Source organism: Cupriavidus sp. LA-1, from assembly GCF_055385985.1.
The window spans coordinates 116,897-133,944 of the sequence record NZ_AP031389.1 but is presented as its reverse complement, the minus strand read 5'-3'; the positions used below and the strand labels follow the sequence as shown (position 1 = coordinate 133,944).

The following is a 17,048-nucleotide window of genomic DNA, read 5'->3' as shown; positions in this document are numbered from 1 at the left end:
CTTCTGCGTGGACCGAGGTCGGAGTACTTCCGAATTGACGAAGACCCGTGCTGAGGGTGAAGGCGCATCCGTCCAGGCTCATGACCTCAGCTTGCCTGTTTCAGAACTTACGGATTGTCACGAGTTCTGAGTCAACTCGGTTCAGGACAGTACCGTTTTTGCAGGTAAGCACGGCGTATTGCCGAGCTGCCATAAATTCCTCAGGAGTTCACGTCATGAAGAAGCTGTTCGCTGCTCTCGCCTCCGCCGCTCTCGTCGGTACCGTTTTCGCGCAGACTGGCGTGCCAGCTTCCGCGACTCAGCCGCAAGCAGGGGCGACGAAAGACCAGGTGAAGGTCGTCAAGGAAAAGAGCGCCACACAGGCAAATGCCGACAAGGAGAACGCCGATGTAAAGGCTGGTGCCAGCAAGTCCGCCGCCAAGGGCACCCACCACAAGGCGAGCAAGACGAAGGCCGTCCATACAGAGGCTGGTATGGCGAAGTCTGAAGCAAAGAATGATTCCGACAAGATGAAGGCCAAGGCAGATATGGCGAAGCCCGAGGCGCAGCCCGAAGCCGCGAAGGCCGCAGCCAGCGTGGATAAGACGAAGAAGCAGTAAGCTGCTCCCATCGGGCGAACCGAGGGGGCGTTGCCAGGGCGAAGGCCGCTGCAACGTAGCCTGAGTGCAGGAGCTTTGCGGAGAGCGCGGGTTAGCTGGAAAGCCAGCCTGGCCTCTCCGCGTTTGTCACCTTTAGGGAATCGCAATGAAACCCATTCTCGCATTGCTGATTGCCGCCTCCACGCTGCTCGGCGGCTGTGTCGTGGTGCCGTACGATAGCGGATACGGCTATCGTCCGTATGGGTACTGGGGCTATGGATACCACGGACACCATCGACACCACGGAGATAACGACGACTGAGGCAGAGAGCGGCAACACAGACGCTGCGATATGCGCCAAATTGTTGCGGCATCCGTGTCGACAAATCAACCGATGTTGTGCCGACGCGTGCGTCGAGACTGAAGGAGCTTGTCGGATTGGGCTGCCACGTGGTCTCGCTTGTTGAGCATCTCCACTCGCGTGCAAGTCAGTCAACAGTTGCGCGGGAGCACTTAATGAGCGATTCCCAGTACTGCAACTTCTTGGCGATGAAATCTCGAGACTGGGGAGCCGAGCCATGAACATCGGCGGAGCCCTGGCATCATTGCCCAGTGACGCGCGCTGCCTTTTGTGTGATAGCGCACAGGAACCTTTTCGATATTTGGCCTAGACTTTCCAGCCATAAGTAGCACTTAACCCAGCGCCGCCGCTAGGGCTGTTTTGGCCATGGACATCTACCAACTGCATCTTGTTACCCCAGGTGTGGACCCACGATGGCTTGTTGATGGGCCCCGAGCACGCGGTCCTGTTGAAGGCAACCAAGTGAGCGTGGATGGGAGACAGCTTGAGGTATGCGGTTGCCGTACCGCAAGCGGAGCGGTTCGAAGGGCGGCGGTTGGACTTACGCCGGGAACCCTAGTCGAAGTCTGGCGCGATGCCAATGGATTGTTCCTGTGTGCACGCGCGGAGGAAGTTGACCTTGTGCGTGCCGCTAGGGTTGCAAGGGAAGCGGCAGATAAGGCCACTCTAAGGGAGCGCGAAGAGAAACTTCGCGTTCGAGCGCAGGCGTTTAACGCTAGCCTTGCAATTCCCTTCAGGTGGGTCCCCGCTGTAATCAGTGATGAATCTGGCTATCTGCAAGAGATAACGGGTGACGAGGCGCGGCGTTCGGCCAACGATATTCACGTTTTACTAGAGCAGGACTTTCGCGATGGGCGCCTGTTACGCAGCGCTGGCGATTTACTATGCATGCGCTCACAGCGAGGCGAGGGTCAGCATTTGCAGGTGCGAAAGGCGGAGGCGTACGTGGAGGTTTCCTGCAAGGAGTGCCTTGGCGTCGTGAAGCGGTGGCGAAGCAACTGACCGATGTCACTCGGTCCAAGCCGAGCGCACGGTGCTTCATTCCTGCTTCCTTGGCATCTCGTGGCTGCAATTCTACGGACGCGATTGCGCCTGGCTCAATCATCTTCATCATCATGCCAGCGACGCCACTCCCGGTGATGGATGCGCCATTCGCGCTCGCGCCAGCGCCTTTCTCGCCACTGCTGTTGTTGCCAAGCACGCGTTCGCCAATCGTCGTAATAGCCGGGCGCAACAACAATCGGCGGCGGTTGGACATAAACCGGCGCCGGCTCATAGTAGACGGGAGGCGGCGGGTAATAAACGGGAGGCGGTGGAACCACATACGCTGGCCCGGGAAGGCCAATCCCGATTCCCACATCCACGCGTGCCTCAGCGACGCCGGAGGTAAGGGCGGCACCTGCAGCCAGTAGGCATATGGCCAAGGCTTTTTGCATGATGAGGCTCCTTACGTTTCTACTGGCACTCTATACCGCCACTGGGCGCGAGGGTACTTGTGAACTAATACAGGGGTTACGACCTGTAACAACGTGGACGCCGGATGCAGAGGAGGGCGCCATTGCGTACGCTGCCGTCTCAAATAGTGGGCGGGACACCCGTGGCTCAGCGAAGGGAATCAATGGTCTGTTCTACTGTGCGTGCCACGGTCAAACTGGCCAAAGCGCAGCGCTAGGGTCGGCAGAATCAGCAGGTTGAGCACGGTCGAGGTGAAGAGGCCGCCCAGAATCACAATCGCCATCGGACCTTCCACCTCGTTGCCTGGCTCGCCGGACTGTAGCGCCAGTGGCAACAGACCCAGCCCGGTAACGAGCGCTGTCATCAGAATGGGCGCGAGCCGCTCCTTCGCGCCCAACGTTGCGGTGTCCAGACTCCACGAATGGCCCTCTACGTTCACCAGGTGCTGGTAATGCGAAATGAGCATGATGGAATTGCGCAGCGTGATGCCGAACAGCGTGACGAATCCCACCATGGAACCTAGTGAGAGCAAGCCGCCCGTCGCAAAAACAGTGAGCGCCCCGCCGACCAGCGCGAAAGGGAGATTGGTCAAGACGAGCAATAGGCCACGCCAACTGCGCAGCGCGAGGTAGACCAGCAGGCAGATGACAAGGGCAGCGATACCAAAGTACATCGCGAGGTCCCGTTGCGCGCGAGCCTGAGCCTGGGCCTCGCCCGAGAACACGATGTAGTACCCCTTTGGCAGCTTTACGTCGGTCGCGACGCGTCGTTGCGCCGCATCGACAAACTGGCCGACCGACGGACCATTGACCTGGGCGGTGACCGTCTGCAAACGTTGCCCCCCGTTATGCTGGATAAGGTAGCGGCCATCGGTCTGCGCAATGTCTGCAAGGCGACCCAGGGGAACGATGAGGCCATCCGCATTGCGCAGCGGCAATTCGCCAAGCTGAGCAGGGCCTCGCCGGGCCTCCCCGGCAAGTATCACCGCCACATTGGAGACCGCATTGGCTTCATAGACCTGCGCCACTTCGGCACCCTGGTACGCTGTCTGAATGGCTTCCATCACTTCCAGCGGCGAAAGGCCCCAGCGGGTGAGCTGGTCCTGCCGCAGCCGAATGGACAACTGGGGAAGCGTTGGTGGGGCCTGCAGCGTAACCCCGGACGCGCCAGGAGTCCCATTTAGCGTTCCTGACACTTGGCGCGCCAGGCTGTCGAGCACATCCAGGTCCGGTCCGAACACGTTGACGATGACGGGGGCGGTGTACCCGGAGATGGTTTCCTGGACACGCTCGGTCAGGAAGGTCTGAGTCGTGAATGTCAGTCCCGGAAATCCGCTCAGCAGTGAGCGCAGTTGAGCAAGGGTCTGCTCCTGTGCCTCGGCACTCAGTCCGGGCTTCAGGTCAATCTCCAGTTCGCTGTATTGCGGGCCGAAGACGTCTACACCACGGGCGGTTCGTCCAACGCGTTGCGCTACGGTGCGGACATTGGGAACGGCAAGCAGGGCCCGGCAGATGCGCTCGCCGATGCGCATGGACTCCTGCAGTGAGGTGCCGGGCGCCGCCTGCATATGCGTGATGAAATGGCCTTCCCTTAGTTCTGGCAGGAACTCCACACGATAAAACGGAATTGTCGCAAGCGCCATGAGCACAAGGCTCACGAAGGCCCCGACCACCATGACCCAATGGCGTTCCACATGGATGAGCATCGCAGCGTAGTGGGTCTTCAACCATTGGTAGACCTTCGGTTCCTCGGCATCTTCGGTCACTTGGGGCAACAGCGCGTAGCATAGCGCCGGCGTCACGGTCAGTGCCACCGCCAGTGACGACATGATGGCCAGGATATAGGCGGTGCCCAGTGGGGCGAACAGCTTGCCGGCCACGCCGGACAGCGTCAGCACCGGAAGGAAGATGACGGCCACGGTGAAGGTGGCATATATCACGGCACTGCGCACCTCGGTGGAAGCGTGAATGACTACCTGAAGAGCCGATTGAGGACTGCCCAGTCGTATGTTTTCGCGCAGGCGTCGGTGAATGTTCTCGACGTCGATGATGGCATCGTCCACCACCTCACCTAGCGCGATGGCAAGCCCACCCAACGTCATGGTGTTCAGCGGCACCCCGAAGTGATGCAGCACGATGATGGCCGTCAGCAAGGACAGCGGAATAGCTGTTGCCGATATGAAGGCCGTCCTGACGTTGAACAGAAAGAGGAACAGGACGACGATGACAAGGGCGGCGCCGACCATCAGCGCCGTTCGCAGGTGGTCGGTGGACGCTAGAATGAAATTGGCCGGGCGGAACAGGTCCGGGTGGAGCTGGATGTCGTTGGCCGCGAACACTGGCCGAAGCGCGGCCAGCGCCTCTTCGACGTTCCGCGTAACCGACACGGTGTCGGCGCGGTACTGGTTGCTGACCATCAACACTACGCCGGGCTTACCCTGAACATTGGCGCCGCTGACGGGAACCTCTTGCCCGACCACGACTTTGCCAATATCCGCGAGTCGTACCACCGCCCCGTTCTTCTGCAGCAGCACAACCTGTCCCAGTTGCTCGGCCGTTGTGGATTGGCCGACGGTATTGAGCACGATACGTTGATTCCCGGTATCCATCACGCCAGCGCCACGTATGCCGGTCGCGCGCTGCGTCGCGCCGACCACGTCATGGAGAGAAAGGCCTAGACGAGTGAGCTTCTGCGGGTCCACCTGGACCTGATACTGCTTGACCTCGCCACCATAGATGCCGACGTCAGAGACCCCCGCGCGGCTGAACAGTCGTGGCTTGAGCGTCCACTCGGCGAAGCTGCGCAAGTCCATCAATGAGCGCGTGCTGGAGGTGAGGCCAATGCCCAGCACCCCATTGGTCGATGAGCTCAGCGGTGTCATCTTTGGCGTTCGAACCCCGGCCGGTAAATCGCCCGCGAGCGTTGCCAGCTGTTCCGCCACAAGCTGCCGGGCGCGCAGAATATCAGTCTGTTCGCTGAATGTCAGGGTGATGACCGAGACCCCCTGAATGGACTGGGAGCGCATGAATTCCAGGCCAATGGAACCGCCCAGAACGTTCTCGACCCGTTGGGTCACCAGTTGCTCCACTTGCTCCGACGAAAGCCCTGGGGCTTCCGTCTGGACCGTCACCAGCGGCGGGGCAAATTCGGGCAAGACATCGAGCTTGGTCTGATACAACGCGTAGATGCCGTAGCCGAGCAAAAGGCAGGCAAGGGCGAAGACTATGCCGCGCAGGCGAACGGAGAAATCAATGATGGACGTCAGCATCGCTTGTCGGGGCAGGCGCCCCGTTATTCGTTCTCTTGTTGGCTGCCAGACTGTGCGCGAGATTCTTCGGATAGCAGCAATTGCGCGCCGCGGACGACCGCAAGCTCTCCCGGGACGAATCCGTCGGTGACAAAGTAATCCCCGTCTTGGGGAAAGTGCGGGTCGATGGCGCGACGCTGGAATTCGCCTTTGCCGGTTCGGACATACGCCCAAGGCTGCCCGCCATACCAGACGATGGCGCTTGCGGGAATCAGGACCCCGGCCTTTGTAGTTGCCGTCGCCGCTACGGTTACTGGCGCCCTGGCGCTGATGCGCGCGCCTGTGGCGAGCGGTGCTGCCGCACAATAGAAATAGGCTTGGCCCTGGATGCCGGGGTCGACCTGCGGCGCGGCAGAGATTAGCCGGGCATCGAATGCGGCGACACCGTCGCCAAGTGCTTTGAGCACAGCGGGTGCCGCCCCGGCTTGACCGCCCGGAAATACAAGGCGCAGCAGGACCTCGCGGCGTTCGACCAAGTGTGTCAGCTCGGAGGATGACGGTGACAATGCCCAGCCAGCCACCGTCGCGCCGTATTGTTGGCGGGCTGAGGCCGCAATGGCGCCCAAACTGGCTTGCGCCGACTTGACCCTGGCTGTTGCTGCAGCATTTGCGGAGCGTGCCGCCTGAAGCGCCTTCAAGGAGGCGTTCTGGACGTCGGCGAACAAGGTCTGCGTCCGCTCCAACTCGGCTCGCGCTGCTTCCGATGTGGCTTTCGCCGAATCGAGGTCGGCTACTCCAGATGCATACCGGCTCGAAAGGTCTGTTAGCGGTTGAAGGTCAAGGACCGTGCCATAGACTGTCGCCCCAGCAGTGGGCTCAGCGGCATTCAAGGCTTGCAACTGGATGCCACTCCGAGTCTGGGCCGCCTCGTCGACCGTCAGCGTAGTCAGGCCGTTCTCGAGGACGATGCGAACGGGGCTGCTTACTGGTGTCTCTCGCTCCGCTTCACTCGCCTGTTCACTACGACTCAGTAGGAAGCCTCCCAGCACGAGGGCAGCCAGGAGAGCTGGCGAAAGCAGAAGGAAACCTTTGAGTAGGGCTTTTTTTGACATGGTCACTTGAATTCAGGATTCATGCGTTCGCCGGAGGCCGCCGATGTGGTGAGCGGGCGCTGCATGGCATCTTCCAGCCTGCCAATCGCCTGTTGCATCTGGAACGTGGCGTCCTTCAGCACAAGCTGGGCGGTCACTTCGGACTTCTCAGCCAGCGTCAGTGCCAGGCGGTCGGCCTGTCCGATTTCGAACGACCGCCGCGTCGCTGCCAGCTGACGAGACTGAACTGCGGCCTGCTCTTCGCTCTGTTTCAGAATGTTTTGTATGGCCTGATAGGCAGCAAGTGCGCCGTCGGTCTCGCTGAACGCCTGCGCCTCGAGCTGTTGCACGCGCGCCTGGGCCTCGAGACGACGGGAGCGCGCCTCCGCTATGGGGCCCTCGTTGCGATGAAAGACAGGCAGCACGAGGCCGGCAAAATCGAAGCCGAGCTTGCGGGCTCCCTGGTCGAAGGTATAGCCGGGACCGAGATGGATGTCTGGGTACTGCTTGGCGACCTCCAATTGGAGCGCAGCCTGGCTGGCCTCATACTGGGCCAGCCCGGCCAATACATCAGCCCGATTCAGCAAGGCTTGGAGCCGGATGGTTCGGGAGGGAGGTGCAGGGTACCCCTGAGCGAACGCCTTCAGGTCAAGGTTGACAGCATCAAGAGCGCTCGCGCGTAGCCCCAGTACAGTGGCAACCTGAACCCGTATCACCGCAGCCTGCCGTTGTGCCGCGAGCAGGTCGGTCTGCGATTGCATCACCGTCAGGCGCTGTTGATTCACCTCCCATGGGGAAGCATCGCCAACGGCCAGGCGCCGCTCCAGCATGGCGACGGTACGCTGGTCCAGTTCCAATTGTTGCTGGAGAAGCACTGTCCGCTCTTCGGCGAACCAAAGATTTAACAACTGGGTACGCAGCTGGTTGCGCACGCCCCAGGCGACATTTGCAACCTGGAACCGGGCAGCGCTGGACAGGTGGGTCGCCTCGTCGATTCGATGGCCGCGCTTGCCGGCAGTTTCTATTGGAATGTCCAGGGCGATGCCGAGCGTCCACGGAGAGTCCCCACCCTTGGGGTTGAGCGTACGCTGGAACGGCAACTGCACGGTGGGATTCGGCCGCTGCGCGGCCGTGGTCATTGCTGCCTCCGTGGTCGCGAGCCTAGTGCGCGCTGCTTCGAGCTCAGGATTGAAGTAGAGCGCGGCGAGCGTCAGGCTTTCCAGGTCCCACTGGTTGGGGGGCCAAACTTCAGCGGCTCGCGGATAATGCCGGCGAACGAACTCGCGCAGTTCGGGCGACTGCAATGACCGCGCCGAATAGGCATCGGCAACCGCGGCGGTGGAGAGGGGCCGCGGGTCGTAGCGGTCAAAGGCGCATGCCGTGAGGAGCAGGCCGGCGACGGGCAGGAGCAGGCGCCAAGAGCGAGGGAGAACACGCAGCGCCGCCAGCCGCCATTCGGTGCTCGCGTGAATAGCGGCCTTCATTGCCAGACTTCTCCTGTATTAAGCGGCCGAGGGGTCCCGCGAGGGTAGGCAGCAAGACTTAGAGAGGACTTAGCTTGTGTCGGTAATAAGGCACATTATGGAGATGATTCTCTGAATGTCTGCAATTTGGCGCAGAAGTGCTACACGGTTGTGGCGCTAAGCTTCCACTAAGTCTGGGTGGACATGCTGCGCACCGCAGGCGGACTGCTGAAGCGTCGAAACAGCCACTGAGGACAAGATGAGAATGCTCTTGGTCGAAGACGACCCGCTTATCGGCGAGGCGGTATGCCAGACGCTTCGCGATGCCCGTTATGCGGTCGACTGGGTCACCGACGGAAAACAGGCGTCGTTGGCGGCCTCGACCGAACAGTATTCCGCCGTTCTCCTGGACCTGGGCCTCCCAGGGCAGGACGGTCTGGCCGTGCTGCGCCAACTGCGGCAGGCCGGGAACACCGTGCCCGTGCTGGTTATCACGGCGCGCGGTGCCATTGATGAGCGGATTGCGGGCCTGGACCTCGGTGCAGACGACTATCTGGTAAAGCCGTTCCACGTCGGAGAACTGTTGGCACGCCTGCGTGCCCTGACCCGCCGGCGAGGCCACGAGGCTTCCTCCATCTTGCGCAATGGCGAGCTTTCGCTAGACCAGACAAACCACGAAGTCTGGTTTCATGGGGTGCAACGGCAACTGTCAGCACGGGAGTTCGCACTGCTACGCGAATTCCTGCGGCGACCTGGCGCCATTCTCTCCCGCGCTGAGCTCGAGACGCGAATCTACGGTTGGAACGAGGAAGTGGAAAGCAACGCTATCGAGTTTCTTATCCACGGCATCCGGAGGAAGCTGGACGCGGGGGTCATCAAGAATATCAGGGGAGTAGGATGGATGGTGCCAAAGGCCGAGTGAACCGGTCGCTCCTGTGGATGTTGTCGGTATCGATTTGCGGCACGATTCTGGTTATCGGCCTGGTGGCGGCAGCGACATCATTCTGGTTCGCCTTCGAGGAGGCGCGTGACCTTCAGGACGACGAACTGAGGGAGATAGCGTGGTTAGTCTCGCCAGGCAATGCCAAGTTTCTGTCCTCGCAGGGCGGGTATAAGCAGGCGGACGAGCCCGAGATGCGCATCTGGGTGCTCAAGATTTCCAAGTTGTCCACACACGTCGTGACGCCAGACCTTTCTCTGAGAGTGTCAGGCGACCTGTCGGACGGTTTTCATACCATCGAGTCGCACGGGCAATCCTGGCGCATCTATATCAGGACGATTAGCGAGGAATACGGCCTCGCGGTGGCGCAGCGAACATCAGCGAGGGATGAGATTGCGCGCGACAGTGCGCTCCGTACGCTGATTCCGCTGTTGGCCGTGATACCGATACTGGTCCTGCTGTCAGGTCTTCTGATTCGCATCCTCCTGCGAAAAGTTCATGAACTAGCAGCGGAAGTGGACAGGCGAGGTGACTCGGACTTGACACCAATCTCCGGAGCACAAGTGCCAACGGAAATCCAGCCATTCGTCAAAGCGACGAACAGGCTGCTGGACCGGCAACTGTCTGTCCTTGCTCAGCAGCGCCAGCTCGTTGCCGATGCGGCGCATGAGCTGCGCTCTCCGGTTACTGCCATGACGCTTCAACTTGAAAATGCGCTGGCTTCGGAGATTGTTCCCGATGCGGTCTTGACACGCCTCGCACCATTGGGGAAGAGCGTCGCGCGAATGCGTTCACTGGTGGAGCAGTTGTTGCTGCTTGCGCAGCAGGAGTCAGCCCAGCCGGTGGTCAGCCGTACCTTCGACGCCAAGGCCGTGGTCATCGATGCCCTTGGGGAGGTATTTCCGTTTGCGGAATCCAAGGGTGTTGACCTTGGCCTGGACGTGTGCGAGGCGCTGCAGCTTCGCGGTAGTGAACAGGATTTCCTGGCGCTAACTCGCAACGCCATCGACAACGCGACCTTGTACACACCAACCGGTGGCAAGGTGGATGTGCGTCTGTATCGCAACGGTAATGATGCTGTCTTTGAGGTCGAGGATACTGGCCCTGGCATTCCCGAGGGCGAGCTCACTCGCGTCTTCGACCCCTTCTATCGCGTGGTTGGGTCGGGGCAGCCAGGTAGCGGGCTCGGGCTGGCCATCGTTCGGCGCGCGGCCTCGCGGCTCGGCGGGCAGGTCAGCTTGCACACCATCTCTGCAGATGGCAGGACAGGGCTACGGTTCACGTACACGCAAGCTCTCCCTGACGTCTGATGGCTGACTCATATTTTCCAACCAACGTTCAGTTCGCGACGAGAAGGCATTCCATCACAATGGAAAGCGAGGTCAGGCCCGGCTTGACGTCGCCAGGAGAAAAAGAATGGCAATGACCGCTCCCACCAGCATCCTGCGCCGGATTCCGACTGGCATTTGGATGCTGGGCTTCGTCAGCCTCCTCATGGATGTGTCTTCTGAAATCATCCACAGCCTGCTGCCGGTGTTCATGGTAACCACGTTGGGCGCGAGTGCCCTGGCGGTCGGGCTGATAGAAGGCGTGGCAGAAGCGACGGCACTGATTGTGAAGGTCTTTTCCGGCGCGCTGAGCGACTATCTGGGGAAGCGCAAGGGACTTGCTGTGTTCGGCTATGCGCTCGGTGCGCTGTCGAAGCCGTTCTTTGCAATGGCCCCAGGCGTCGGCACGGTGCTGGGGGCACGTCTTACCGACCGCATTGGCAAGGGAATTCGTGGTGCCCCGCGTGATGCCCTGGTAGCGGATATTGCGCCACCGCAACTTCGCGGCGCTGCCTTTGGCCTGCGGCAGTCCCTTGACACGGTGGGCGCATTCCTTGGCCCCCTGATTGCCATTGGGCTGATGTATCTGTGGGCAAACGACTTCCGGGCTGTTTTCTGGGTAGCTGTCATCCCCGGCATATTGTCCGTTGCCCTGCTCATGTTCGGCGTGCAAGAGCCGGAGGCGCACCAAGGGGTGCGAAGGGTGAACCCCATCCAGCGGGCAAACCTTGCGCGCCTGAGTCCCGCCTATTGGGGTGTGGTTGCCGTGGGTGCGGTGTTTACGCTGGCACGCTTCAGTGAAGCCTTTCTGGTGCTGCGAGCTCAGCAGGTAGGTCTGCCGCTATTCTTGGCACCTCTGGTTCTTGTGGCGATGAATATCGTGTATTCCGTCTCGGCCTACCCATTTGGGAAGCTTGCGGACGGACACAGCCATACCAAGCTTCTGGTGTCGGGGCTGGTGGTACTGATTGCCGCGGACGTTGTGCTCGCGATGGGCTCACACTGGGCAATTACGCTGTGCGGCGTCGCACTCTGGGGCCTGCATATGGGTATGACGCAGGGGCTCCTAGCGACTATGGTCGCCGATACCGCGCCGGCAGACCTCCGGGGCACGGCTTTTGGGGTTTTCAATCTGGCGAGTGGTTTGGCACTGCTGTTTGCCAGCGTACTTGCAGGCTGGCTTTGGGACAGACTGGAGGCGGCGTTCACGTTCTACGGTGGAGCGGCCTTCTGCGGCGCCACTATCGTATTGATTTTGTCGATGCGTCCACGTGCAGGCCGGCAGAACGGATGAAATAGGAATGCCTACTTAGGCGGCTGAGGAGGCTTGGATGCTTGCAGCGCCCACAGTACTTTGTGATGTTCGTCCTCACCGTTACAAAGGAAGGCTGAAGTAATTGGGACGATTGCAGGTCACGTGGTCCGCGCCTTCGGCGCCGAAGAGCCGAAGGCGAAGGAGGACGTGAATGGGTATTCGGCGTTCCCAATCGGTCGTGCGAAGTCACCGACCACCGGACGTTCTGCCAAATCGGCCAAATAAGAAGTGGTCCAATGACAAGTTCCCGGCTCCACGGCAAAGCAGAACCAACAGCATAGCCGCCCACTGGATAGCGTTGAGGCGGCCAAAACATGCTTGTTCATCTTGCGTCCTCCTAAGGGTGCGGGGCAACCTCTATCCTCAGCGTGGCTGCAGCGATGGCCACCGGTGTTTTGGCCGCAGTGGGTGTGTTTTTCGCCAGCATTCCGGGCATGGCGCGCCGTTGGCTTCTGCTGCCGGTTCCGGCTGCTCTCTTATGGATTGCCACGGTTGGCTATGGATGTCTTACCAACTGGGTCGTCATCGGGCCGGACGGAATGTCTGCCGGAGAGACGGCTCGTTGCTTTGCGACATTGGCATTGGTTGCCATGCCACTATCCCTTGTGATGCTGATTATGCTGCGTCACGTTGCTCGACTGTCGCCGGTCCCTATCACGATGGTAGGCAGCCTCGCGGTTTCGGCAATGACGGCCGTGGCTCTGTCAATCCTGCACTCGCTCGAGGCCACGGCCATGATATTGCTGTGGAATTTCGGTGTGGCCGCGCTATTTCTGGCGTTAGGCGGCCGTACGGGAAGCAGTTGCTCCAATGGCTGGCTCCGCGCTGAGGGGCGGGGTGGTATGCGGAGTCGAGTAAGAAGGCCAACGCGACAATTCTCCGGAGCGGAGTATAGTCATGATGCACCTTCGCCGAAGTTCCCTCACCAGTAGCACTACGCTGTTACCAGGGTGACAATGCGCACGAGTACCAATCCAGCCGCGACCAGCAGATAGCACCGCAAGACCATCATCCATACGCGATTCAGCAGGGTGAGTTTCAGTGCTGGCAGTTCAGCGAGCGGGGGCATGGTCCAACCTGCCTTGTCGTCCACCGATGGCGGTGTGGATGGCAGCGGTGTGGGAAGGCGGCGCCTCTCATAGTGCTTTACGACGAGCGAGGCGACCAGCGCGAGGGCCGTGCCGCCGAGCAGGATGCCAAGAATCTCTCGCTCGCCAATCTGCGGGAATAGTACCGATGTTGTCAGGGTGATGGAGAGCATGACCAGGCCCGCCACCACCATTCCCGTGAACAAGTTCGTCCAGCGTCCATTTGCCCACGGTCCGAGCACAGCCTTGTCATTACAGAGCAAGAGCAGGAAGACCGTGGCGCTGGGCAGGAGAATGCCAGCCAATGACTGGACTGCGCTGGTTAGCAGCCCGAGCGGCATCCCCGGCGTCAGTACCAGGCCGGCCGCCAGCATGGTCAGCCCGAAGTAGACTGCGTAGAAGCCTTTTGCTTCAGTTGGCTTGCGGTGCAGGGAATGGCGCACGGCAAAGACATCCCCCAGGGCGTACGCCGTGGACAGAGAGACGGCGCAGGCGCCGATGATGCTCGCGTCCAGCAGTGCGATGGCGAAGAGAACACCGGTCAGCCGGCCCGAATGCTTCTCGAGCCCGACCGCGGTGCCAAGCGCATCGGTGTAGTTGCCAAACTCCCTCGTACCATGAAATGCCTCGGCGCTGAAAGCAATCATGGCCACTGCGCCAGCAATGACGAGGGCAATGCCCAGCCAAAGGTCGGCCTTCTCATAGCGAATGAAGCGTGTCGTAATCCGCTTGTCGATGACGTAGCTCTGCTGAAAGAATAGTTGCCATGGCGCCACAGTAGTGCCGACGATGGCGATGATTAGCAGCATGACCTCGCTCAGCGGCGCTTGCGCAGGCATTGCTGGGACGAAGAAATCCCGGGCGACCTGGCCCAGGGGCGGATGTACAAGCAGGAAGACAGGAATCAGTGTGAGGCTCCCCGCGACGAGTCCCATGGCGAACCGCTCAAAGCGCCGGAAGTCTCCGGTTGAAGCGGCCAGCATCACCAGCAGCGCCGAAGCGCACACGCCCCATTGGCGGGGGATGCCCAGATACTCCAGCGCAAGGCTGATACCGATGAACTCGGTTACCAGCGTCAGCGCGTTGACGAGAAACAGGTCAATGACGCTGAAGCTGCCCCATAGCTTGCCGAAGCGCTCAAAGATGAGCCGAGCGTGACCCACCCGCGCGACGGCGCCCAGTCGTACCACCATCTCCTGATTGACGTAGAGCACGGGTATCAACAACAGGAGCGTCCACAGCAGTGTCGTGCCGTAGTTTTGCCCCGCCTGTGTGTAGGTGCCGAAGGCCCCTGCGTCATTGTCCCCTACCATGACGATGAGCCCGGGGCCCAAAATGGCGAGGAGAGTACTGAATCTGTGGCGCCATCCCTTGCGGGGGCCGGTGTCGTGCTGGCCAATCGTCCCTAGCGCACCACGAATGTCCCCGGCATGCGCCTCATCGAGCACTCCCTGCTGCGGCGGGGCGGTCATCTCTGTTGTGAAATTGACCATTTTTATTCTCCTCAAGACTTATACAAGTGCCTATGGGTGATGCCGGCACCGGGCTCGCAAGGGCAGTTACCAGAGCGTCCGGCACGCCCGGATGGCGGCGTCAGCGAACTCCCGGTTGGCTGCGGCGCATGTGCGTCTGACTGGCGCGAATCCGGACCTTTAGTGGCCGCCATGCTGGAGGTGCTTGGCTCAATCTGGCGGAGGAATGGGGATACCATCCGTGCGGTGAGGGCGGTCATCCGGCCGAATGGGGTGAGAATTTTGCGCATGCTCGACTCCTCGCCGCCCTGTAGCGCGGTTCGCAGGGCAGCACTGCGCCAGACGGTTCTGGCGGGATACAACGAAGGAGCGGGGCTGGCCGAATGGCCTGATGACGCCGCTGCCTTACCTGTCAGGCAAGACAGCGGTCGGGGACCGACTGATGGCTTGCCTAGAAACGATGCAAAGGTCGACTAGAACAACTGTCCACTTGATTTCCTTTTTCGGCACCAATGCCAAGCCCGGGTCGCCTAAAGGAGCACGAGCCCGCACTTCACATTTGACGCCTATGGCCTCTCAAAATTCCCCATGGAAACGCATGCCGATGAATTTTGCTGGCCCCCGGTCACGGTTGTAGCCCGGGTTCTGAATGAGCTGGAAATCGGGGCTCAGCATCACGCCCTTGAACGGCTGGAAGCTATAGAACACCTCGAAAACCCGCTCATGACCATAGTTCAGCGCACCATCCCCCAGGAAAGCCCCGCTGCCGCCGGCGGCCAGGTAAGCCCGATGGTTGGGGCCGAGCATATTGAGCGCCATAGCAATGCCTAACTTGTCCTTCGGACGGCCCCAGGCTGTGCCGGCCAGCAGACCGCCTGCGGAAACGCTGTGACCAATTTCCGTAAAGGCGTAGGTCTCGGTCTTGTCATCGGACCAGTTCAGGCGGGCGAACAGGCCCAGGTCACGGCCGGCTTTCTGCTCGAAGCTCAAGCCAAGACCAACCTTGGCGTGTTCTTGGCGTACCAGGCCTACGTCCGGGGTGTCACCGCTCGTTTGCGCCAGGGCAATGGCATCGCTGAAGCGCCCCATCCTGGCCTTGTTGCGCCAGACCAGCAGCCGCACCTTGCCTTCCTGGCCGTACACCGTGTAGCTCTTTTCCAGCTCCACCATGTCTCCGTAATGCTCGAACATACGAGTATCGAGCGGCAGTCCATTGGATTCGATGGGCTGCAGGAAACGCCCAGCGCGGACCGCCCAGCGTTCCCCGATGTACTCGATGGCCAGCCCCCAGTTGTAGCCGCGTGCATCGGCTGGGTAGTCGAAGGAGCCGTGGGTCATGAACGACCAATTCATGAACTGGGTGCGGGGGTCGTGGGCGTATTCCACGGCATCGAACACGTCCAGCACCGGGAAATTGCCAGCCGTGACAACGATGCGGCGTTTGTCGACTACATCCGCGAACTGGTTGAAGTCGGCGTCGACCGTTTCCGTGTCGCCGCCCAGGCCGATTGTCTGGCGCAGGAACGCGCGTGCGCGGTAGACGGTCGGGTTGGTGCTGGAGACCTTGGCGAGTTCCCCGTTGGTCAGGCCGCCCAGACCATGTAGTCCCGACAACGGCACCCCTTGGGTGACTTCGGGGTTGAAATGGAACTCGGCGCCTTTCCACAGGCGCGCACCGAGGTCCAGCGTAGCCGTGAACGAATAGCTCTTCTCGCGCTCGGCGCGCAGGCTGTTGTCGCCGCTGTAAGCGGCGGAAAATGCGGGCTTGCGCTGCCAGACATAGGTGGTCTGGCCATGGAAGGCGAAACGGTCGGCCTGTCCATTGAACGGCAACGTCGCTTCGTCACCGTTTGCCTCTTGGGCGTGCGACTGGCCAAGGGGTGCCAGCGCCAGGGCGAGCAACAACGCCACGACCTGGCGGACCGTCTTGGATGGTAAGAGCCCCGGACGCAAGCCCCATGTGATGTGAGGCGCAATGCGAGTAAACAGCATGATTTCTCCCTCACAAGCTTCTATGGCTTGTGTAGGCATGGGCGGCCAAATGCCTGCCGGGCGCGCACGAACGCATCCAGCGGTGGCTACCTGGGTCAAACAACGCTAAGTGGGAATGGCTTGCGCGGAGAACCCGCACAAGAAGCCACTACCCGCCGGTATCGGCTAGGCAGTGGCGAGGAATCGCCTGGGCTTGCCTAGCCGTTCAGAGTTTGGCCAAGGGCCAACTAGAACAACTGTCCATGGAAATGAATCCGTAGTAACGACGGGGCGAAGCGTAGCAAACGCAATGCAAGTCATGCAACTGTTTTCTTCGGCGGCCGCGAGAGTTGTAAATTCGCCGCATTTGACCCTCAGGTTGGGTAATTTGCGGCGTCGCCAATGCCCGGCGTCTTAGGCGGGTATCTCATCAACGCTTTGAAGGACGTGGCGTGGTTCAGCGAACTTGACGCTGCTGGCTTCTTCAACAGCGAACACAGCCCTGGCGTGAAGGCCATCGACAGTGAACAAGGCACTATGTACCAAGCCGATGGTTGGCCAAGTTCGAGTGCCTTGGCCGTGATGCCCTTTCAGATCTCATCAGATCTCCGAAGGTCGCCTTGTGCCCAAGTACTGAGCGAGCTTGCGAAGCTTGAGGTGGTGTGGAGAAATTTCAATAATTTTGTCGTAAACCACGACCTTTCATGGTTTTCTGTCGCGCGATGGCCAGCATAGTGTC

The 17,048-nt window shown here is 60.6% G+C and carries 12 protein-coding genes and 1 pseudogene; 6 read left to right on the top strand and 7 right to left on the bottom strand.

What is annotated here, in order from left to right; genetic code table 11:
* The first annotated feature begins 215 nt into the window (after positions 1 to 215).
* The gene (locus ACZ5MJ_RS32970) at positions 216 to 599 is read left to right on the top strand and encodes a hypothetical protein (protein ID WP_464226994.1); all 384 of its coding nucleotides are present in this window, start codon (positions 216 to 218) and stop codon (positions 597 to 599) included.
* Positions 600 to 744: 145 nt separating this feature from the next.
* Positions 745 to 900, top strand: a complete 156-nt coding sequence (locus tag ACZ5MJ_RS32965; protein ID WP_464226993.1) for a hypothetical protein — start codon at positions 745 to 747, stop codon at positions 898 to 900.
* A 1,136-nt stretch (positions 901 to 2,036) separates the two neighbouring features.
* Here ACZ5MJ_RS32965 and ACZ5MJ_RS32960 read toward each other — a convergent pair.
* From ACZ5MJ_RS32960 to ACZ5MJ_RS32945, 4 genes are all read right to left on the bottom strand, one after another.
* On the bottom strand, positions 2,037 to 2,375 hold the full coding sequence (locus tag ACZ5MJ_RS32960) for a hypothetical protein (RefSeq protein WP_464226992.1): 339 nt from the start codon (positions 2,373 to 2,375) through the stop codon (positions 2,037 to 2,039).
* A 179-nt stretch (positions 2,376 to 2,554) separates the two neighbouring features.
* Positions 2,555 to 5,662: an efflux RND transporter permease subunit gene (locus ACZ5MJ_RS32955; protein WP_464226991.1), complete on the bottom strand. Its 3,108-nt coding sequence runs from the start codon at positions 5,660 to 5,662 to the stop codon at positions 2,555 to 2,557.
* 23 nt (positions 5,663 to 5,685) lie between these two features.
* On the bottom strand, positions 5,686 to 6,753 hold the full coding sequence (locus ACZ5MJ_RS32950) for an efflux RND transporter periplasmic adaptor subunit (protein ID WP_464226989.1): 1,068 nt from the start codon (positions 6,751 to 6,753) through the stop codon (positions 5,686 to 5,688).
* Between the two features lie 2 nt (positions 6,754 to 6,755).
* Positions 6,756 to 8,216: a TolC family protein gene (locus ACZ5MJ_RS32945; RefSeq protein WP_464226988.1), complete on the bottom strand. Its 1,461-nt coding sequence runs from the start codon at positions 8,214 to 8,216 to the stop codon at positions 6,756 to 6,758.
* 238 nt (positions 8,217 to 8,454) lie between these two features.
* Between ACZ5MJ_RS32945 and ACZ5MJ_RS32940 the strand changes: the two genes are divergently transcribed.
* The 3 genes from ACZ5MJ_RS32940 (at position 8,455) to ACZ5MJ_RS32930 (ending at position 11,757) form a co-directional block, all read left to right on the top strand.
* Positions 8,455 to 9,117, top strand: a complete 663-nt coding sequence (locus tag ACZ5MJ_RS32940) for a response regulator (RefSeq protein WP_464226987.1) — start codon at positions 8,455 to 8,457, stop codon at positions 9,115 to 9,117.
* Positions 9,093 to 10,445 carry an ATP-binding protein gene (locus ACZ5MJ_RS32935; RefSeq protein ID WP_464226986.1) on the top strand — a complete coding sequence of 451 codons (1,353 nt, stop codon included), beginning with the start codon at positions 9,093 to 9,095 and terminating at the stop codon, positions 10,443 to 10,445. The genes ACZ5MJ_RS32940 and ACZ5MJ_RS32935 overlap by 25 nt, the downstream gene beginning before the upstream one ends.
* Positions 10,446 to 10,551: 106 nt before the next feature.
* Entirely contained in the window at positions 10,552 to 11,757 is a 1,206-nt protein-coding gene (locus ACZ5MJ_RS32930; protein ID WP_464226985.1) for an MFS transporter, read from the top strand.
* Between the two features lie 207 nt (positions 11,758 to 11,964).
* Here the strand turns inward: ACZ5MJ_RS32930 and ACZ5MJ_RS32925 are convergent.
* Positions 11,965 to 12,072, bottom strand: a pseudogene (locus ACZ5MJ_RS32925) (DoxX protein); the annotation flags it as partial.
* 86 nt (positions 12,073 to 12,158) lie between these two features.
* On the opposite strand from ACZ5MJ_RS32925, the gene ACZ5MJ_RS32920 reads away from it, so the two are divergent.
* Complete coding sequence (locus ACZ5MJ_RS32920; protein WP_464226984.1) at positions 12,159 to 12,710, top strand: NrsF family protein; 552 nt, start codon at positions 12,159 to 12,161, stop codon at positions 12,708 to 12,710.
* 2 nt (positions 12,711 to 12,712) lie between these two features.
* On the opposite strand, the gene ACZ5MJ_RS32915 is transcribed toward ACZ5MJ_RS32920, so the two are convergent.
* A complete protein-coding gene (locus tag ACZ5MJ_RS32915) occupies positions 12,713 to 14,359 on the bottom strand; it encodes an NRAMP family divalent metal transporter (protein WP_464226983.1) in 1,647 nt (548 codons plus the stop codon).
* A gap of 555 nt (positions 14,360 to 14,914) precedes the next feature.
* A complete protein-coding gene (locus ACZ5MJ_RS32910; protein ID WP_464226982.1) occupies positions 14,915 to 16,330 on the bottom strand; it encodes a carbohydrate porin in 1,416 nt (471 codons plus the stop codon).
* Between the last annotated feature and the right edge of the window lie 718 nt (positions 16,331 to 17,048).

Coding starts and splice junctions, on each gene's coding strand:
- ACZ5MJ_RS32945 (WP_464226988.1), bottom strand. CDS start 8,216: ATGAAGGCCGCTATTCACGCGAGCACCGAATGGCGGCTGGCGGCGCTG.
- ACZ5MJ_RS32965 (WP_464226993.1), top strand. CDS start 745: ATGAAACCCATTCTCGCATTGCTGATTGCCGCCTCCACGCTGCTCGGC.
- ACZ5MJ_RS32915 (WP_464226983.1), bottom strand. CDS start 14,359: ATGGTCAATTTCACAACAGAGATGACCGCCCCGCCGCAGCAGGGAGTG.
- ACZ5MJ_RS32920 (WP_464226984.1), top strand. CDS start 12,159: ATGGCCACCGGTGTTTTGGCCGCAGTGGGTGTGTTTTTCGCCAGCATT.
- ACZ5MJ_RS32930 (WP_464226985.1), top strand. CDS start 10,552: ATGGCAATGACCGCTCCCACCAGCATCCTGCGCCGGATTCCGACTGGC.
- ACZ5MJ_RS32950 (WP_464226989.1), bottom strand. CDS start 6,753: ATGTCAAAAAAAGCCCTACTCAAAGGTTTCCTTCTGCTTTCGCCAGCT.
- ACZ5MJ_RS32940 (WP_464226987.1), top strand. CDS start 8,455: ATGAGAATGCTCTTGGTCGAAGACGACCCGCTTATCGGCGAGGCGGTA.
- ACZ5MJ_RS32960 (WP_464226992.1), bottom strand. CDS start 2,375: ATGCAAAAAGCCTTGGCCATATGCCTACTGGCTGCAGGTGCCGCCCTT.
- ACZ5MJ_RS32935 (WP_464226986.1), top strand. CDS start 9,093: ATGGATGGTGCCAAAGGCCGAGTGAACCGGTCGCTCCTGTGGATGTTG.
- ACZ5MJ_RS32955 (WP_464226991.1), bottom strand. CDS start 5,662: ATGCTGACGTCCATCATTGATTTCTCCGTTCGCCTGCGCGGCATAGTC.
- ACZ5MJ_RS32970 (WP_464226994.1), top strand. CDS start 216: ATGAAGAAGCTGTTCGCTGCTCTCGCCTCCGCCGCTCTCGTCGGTACC.
- ACZ5MJ_RS32910 (WP_464226982.1), bottom strand. CDS start 16,330: ATGCTGTTTACTCGCATTGCGCCTCACATCACATGGGGCTTGCGTCCG.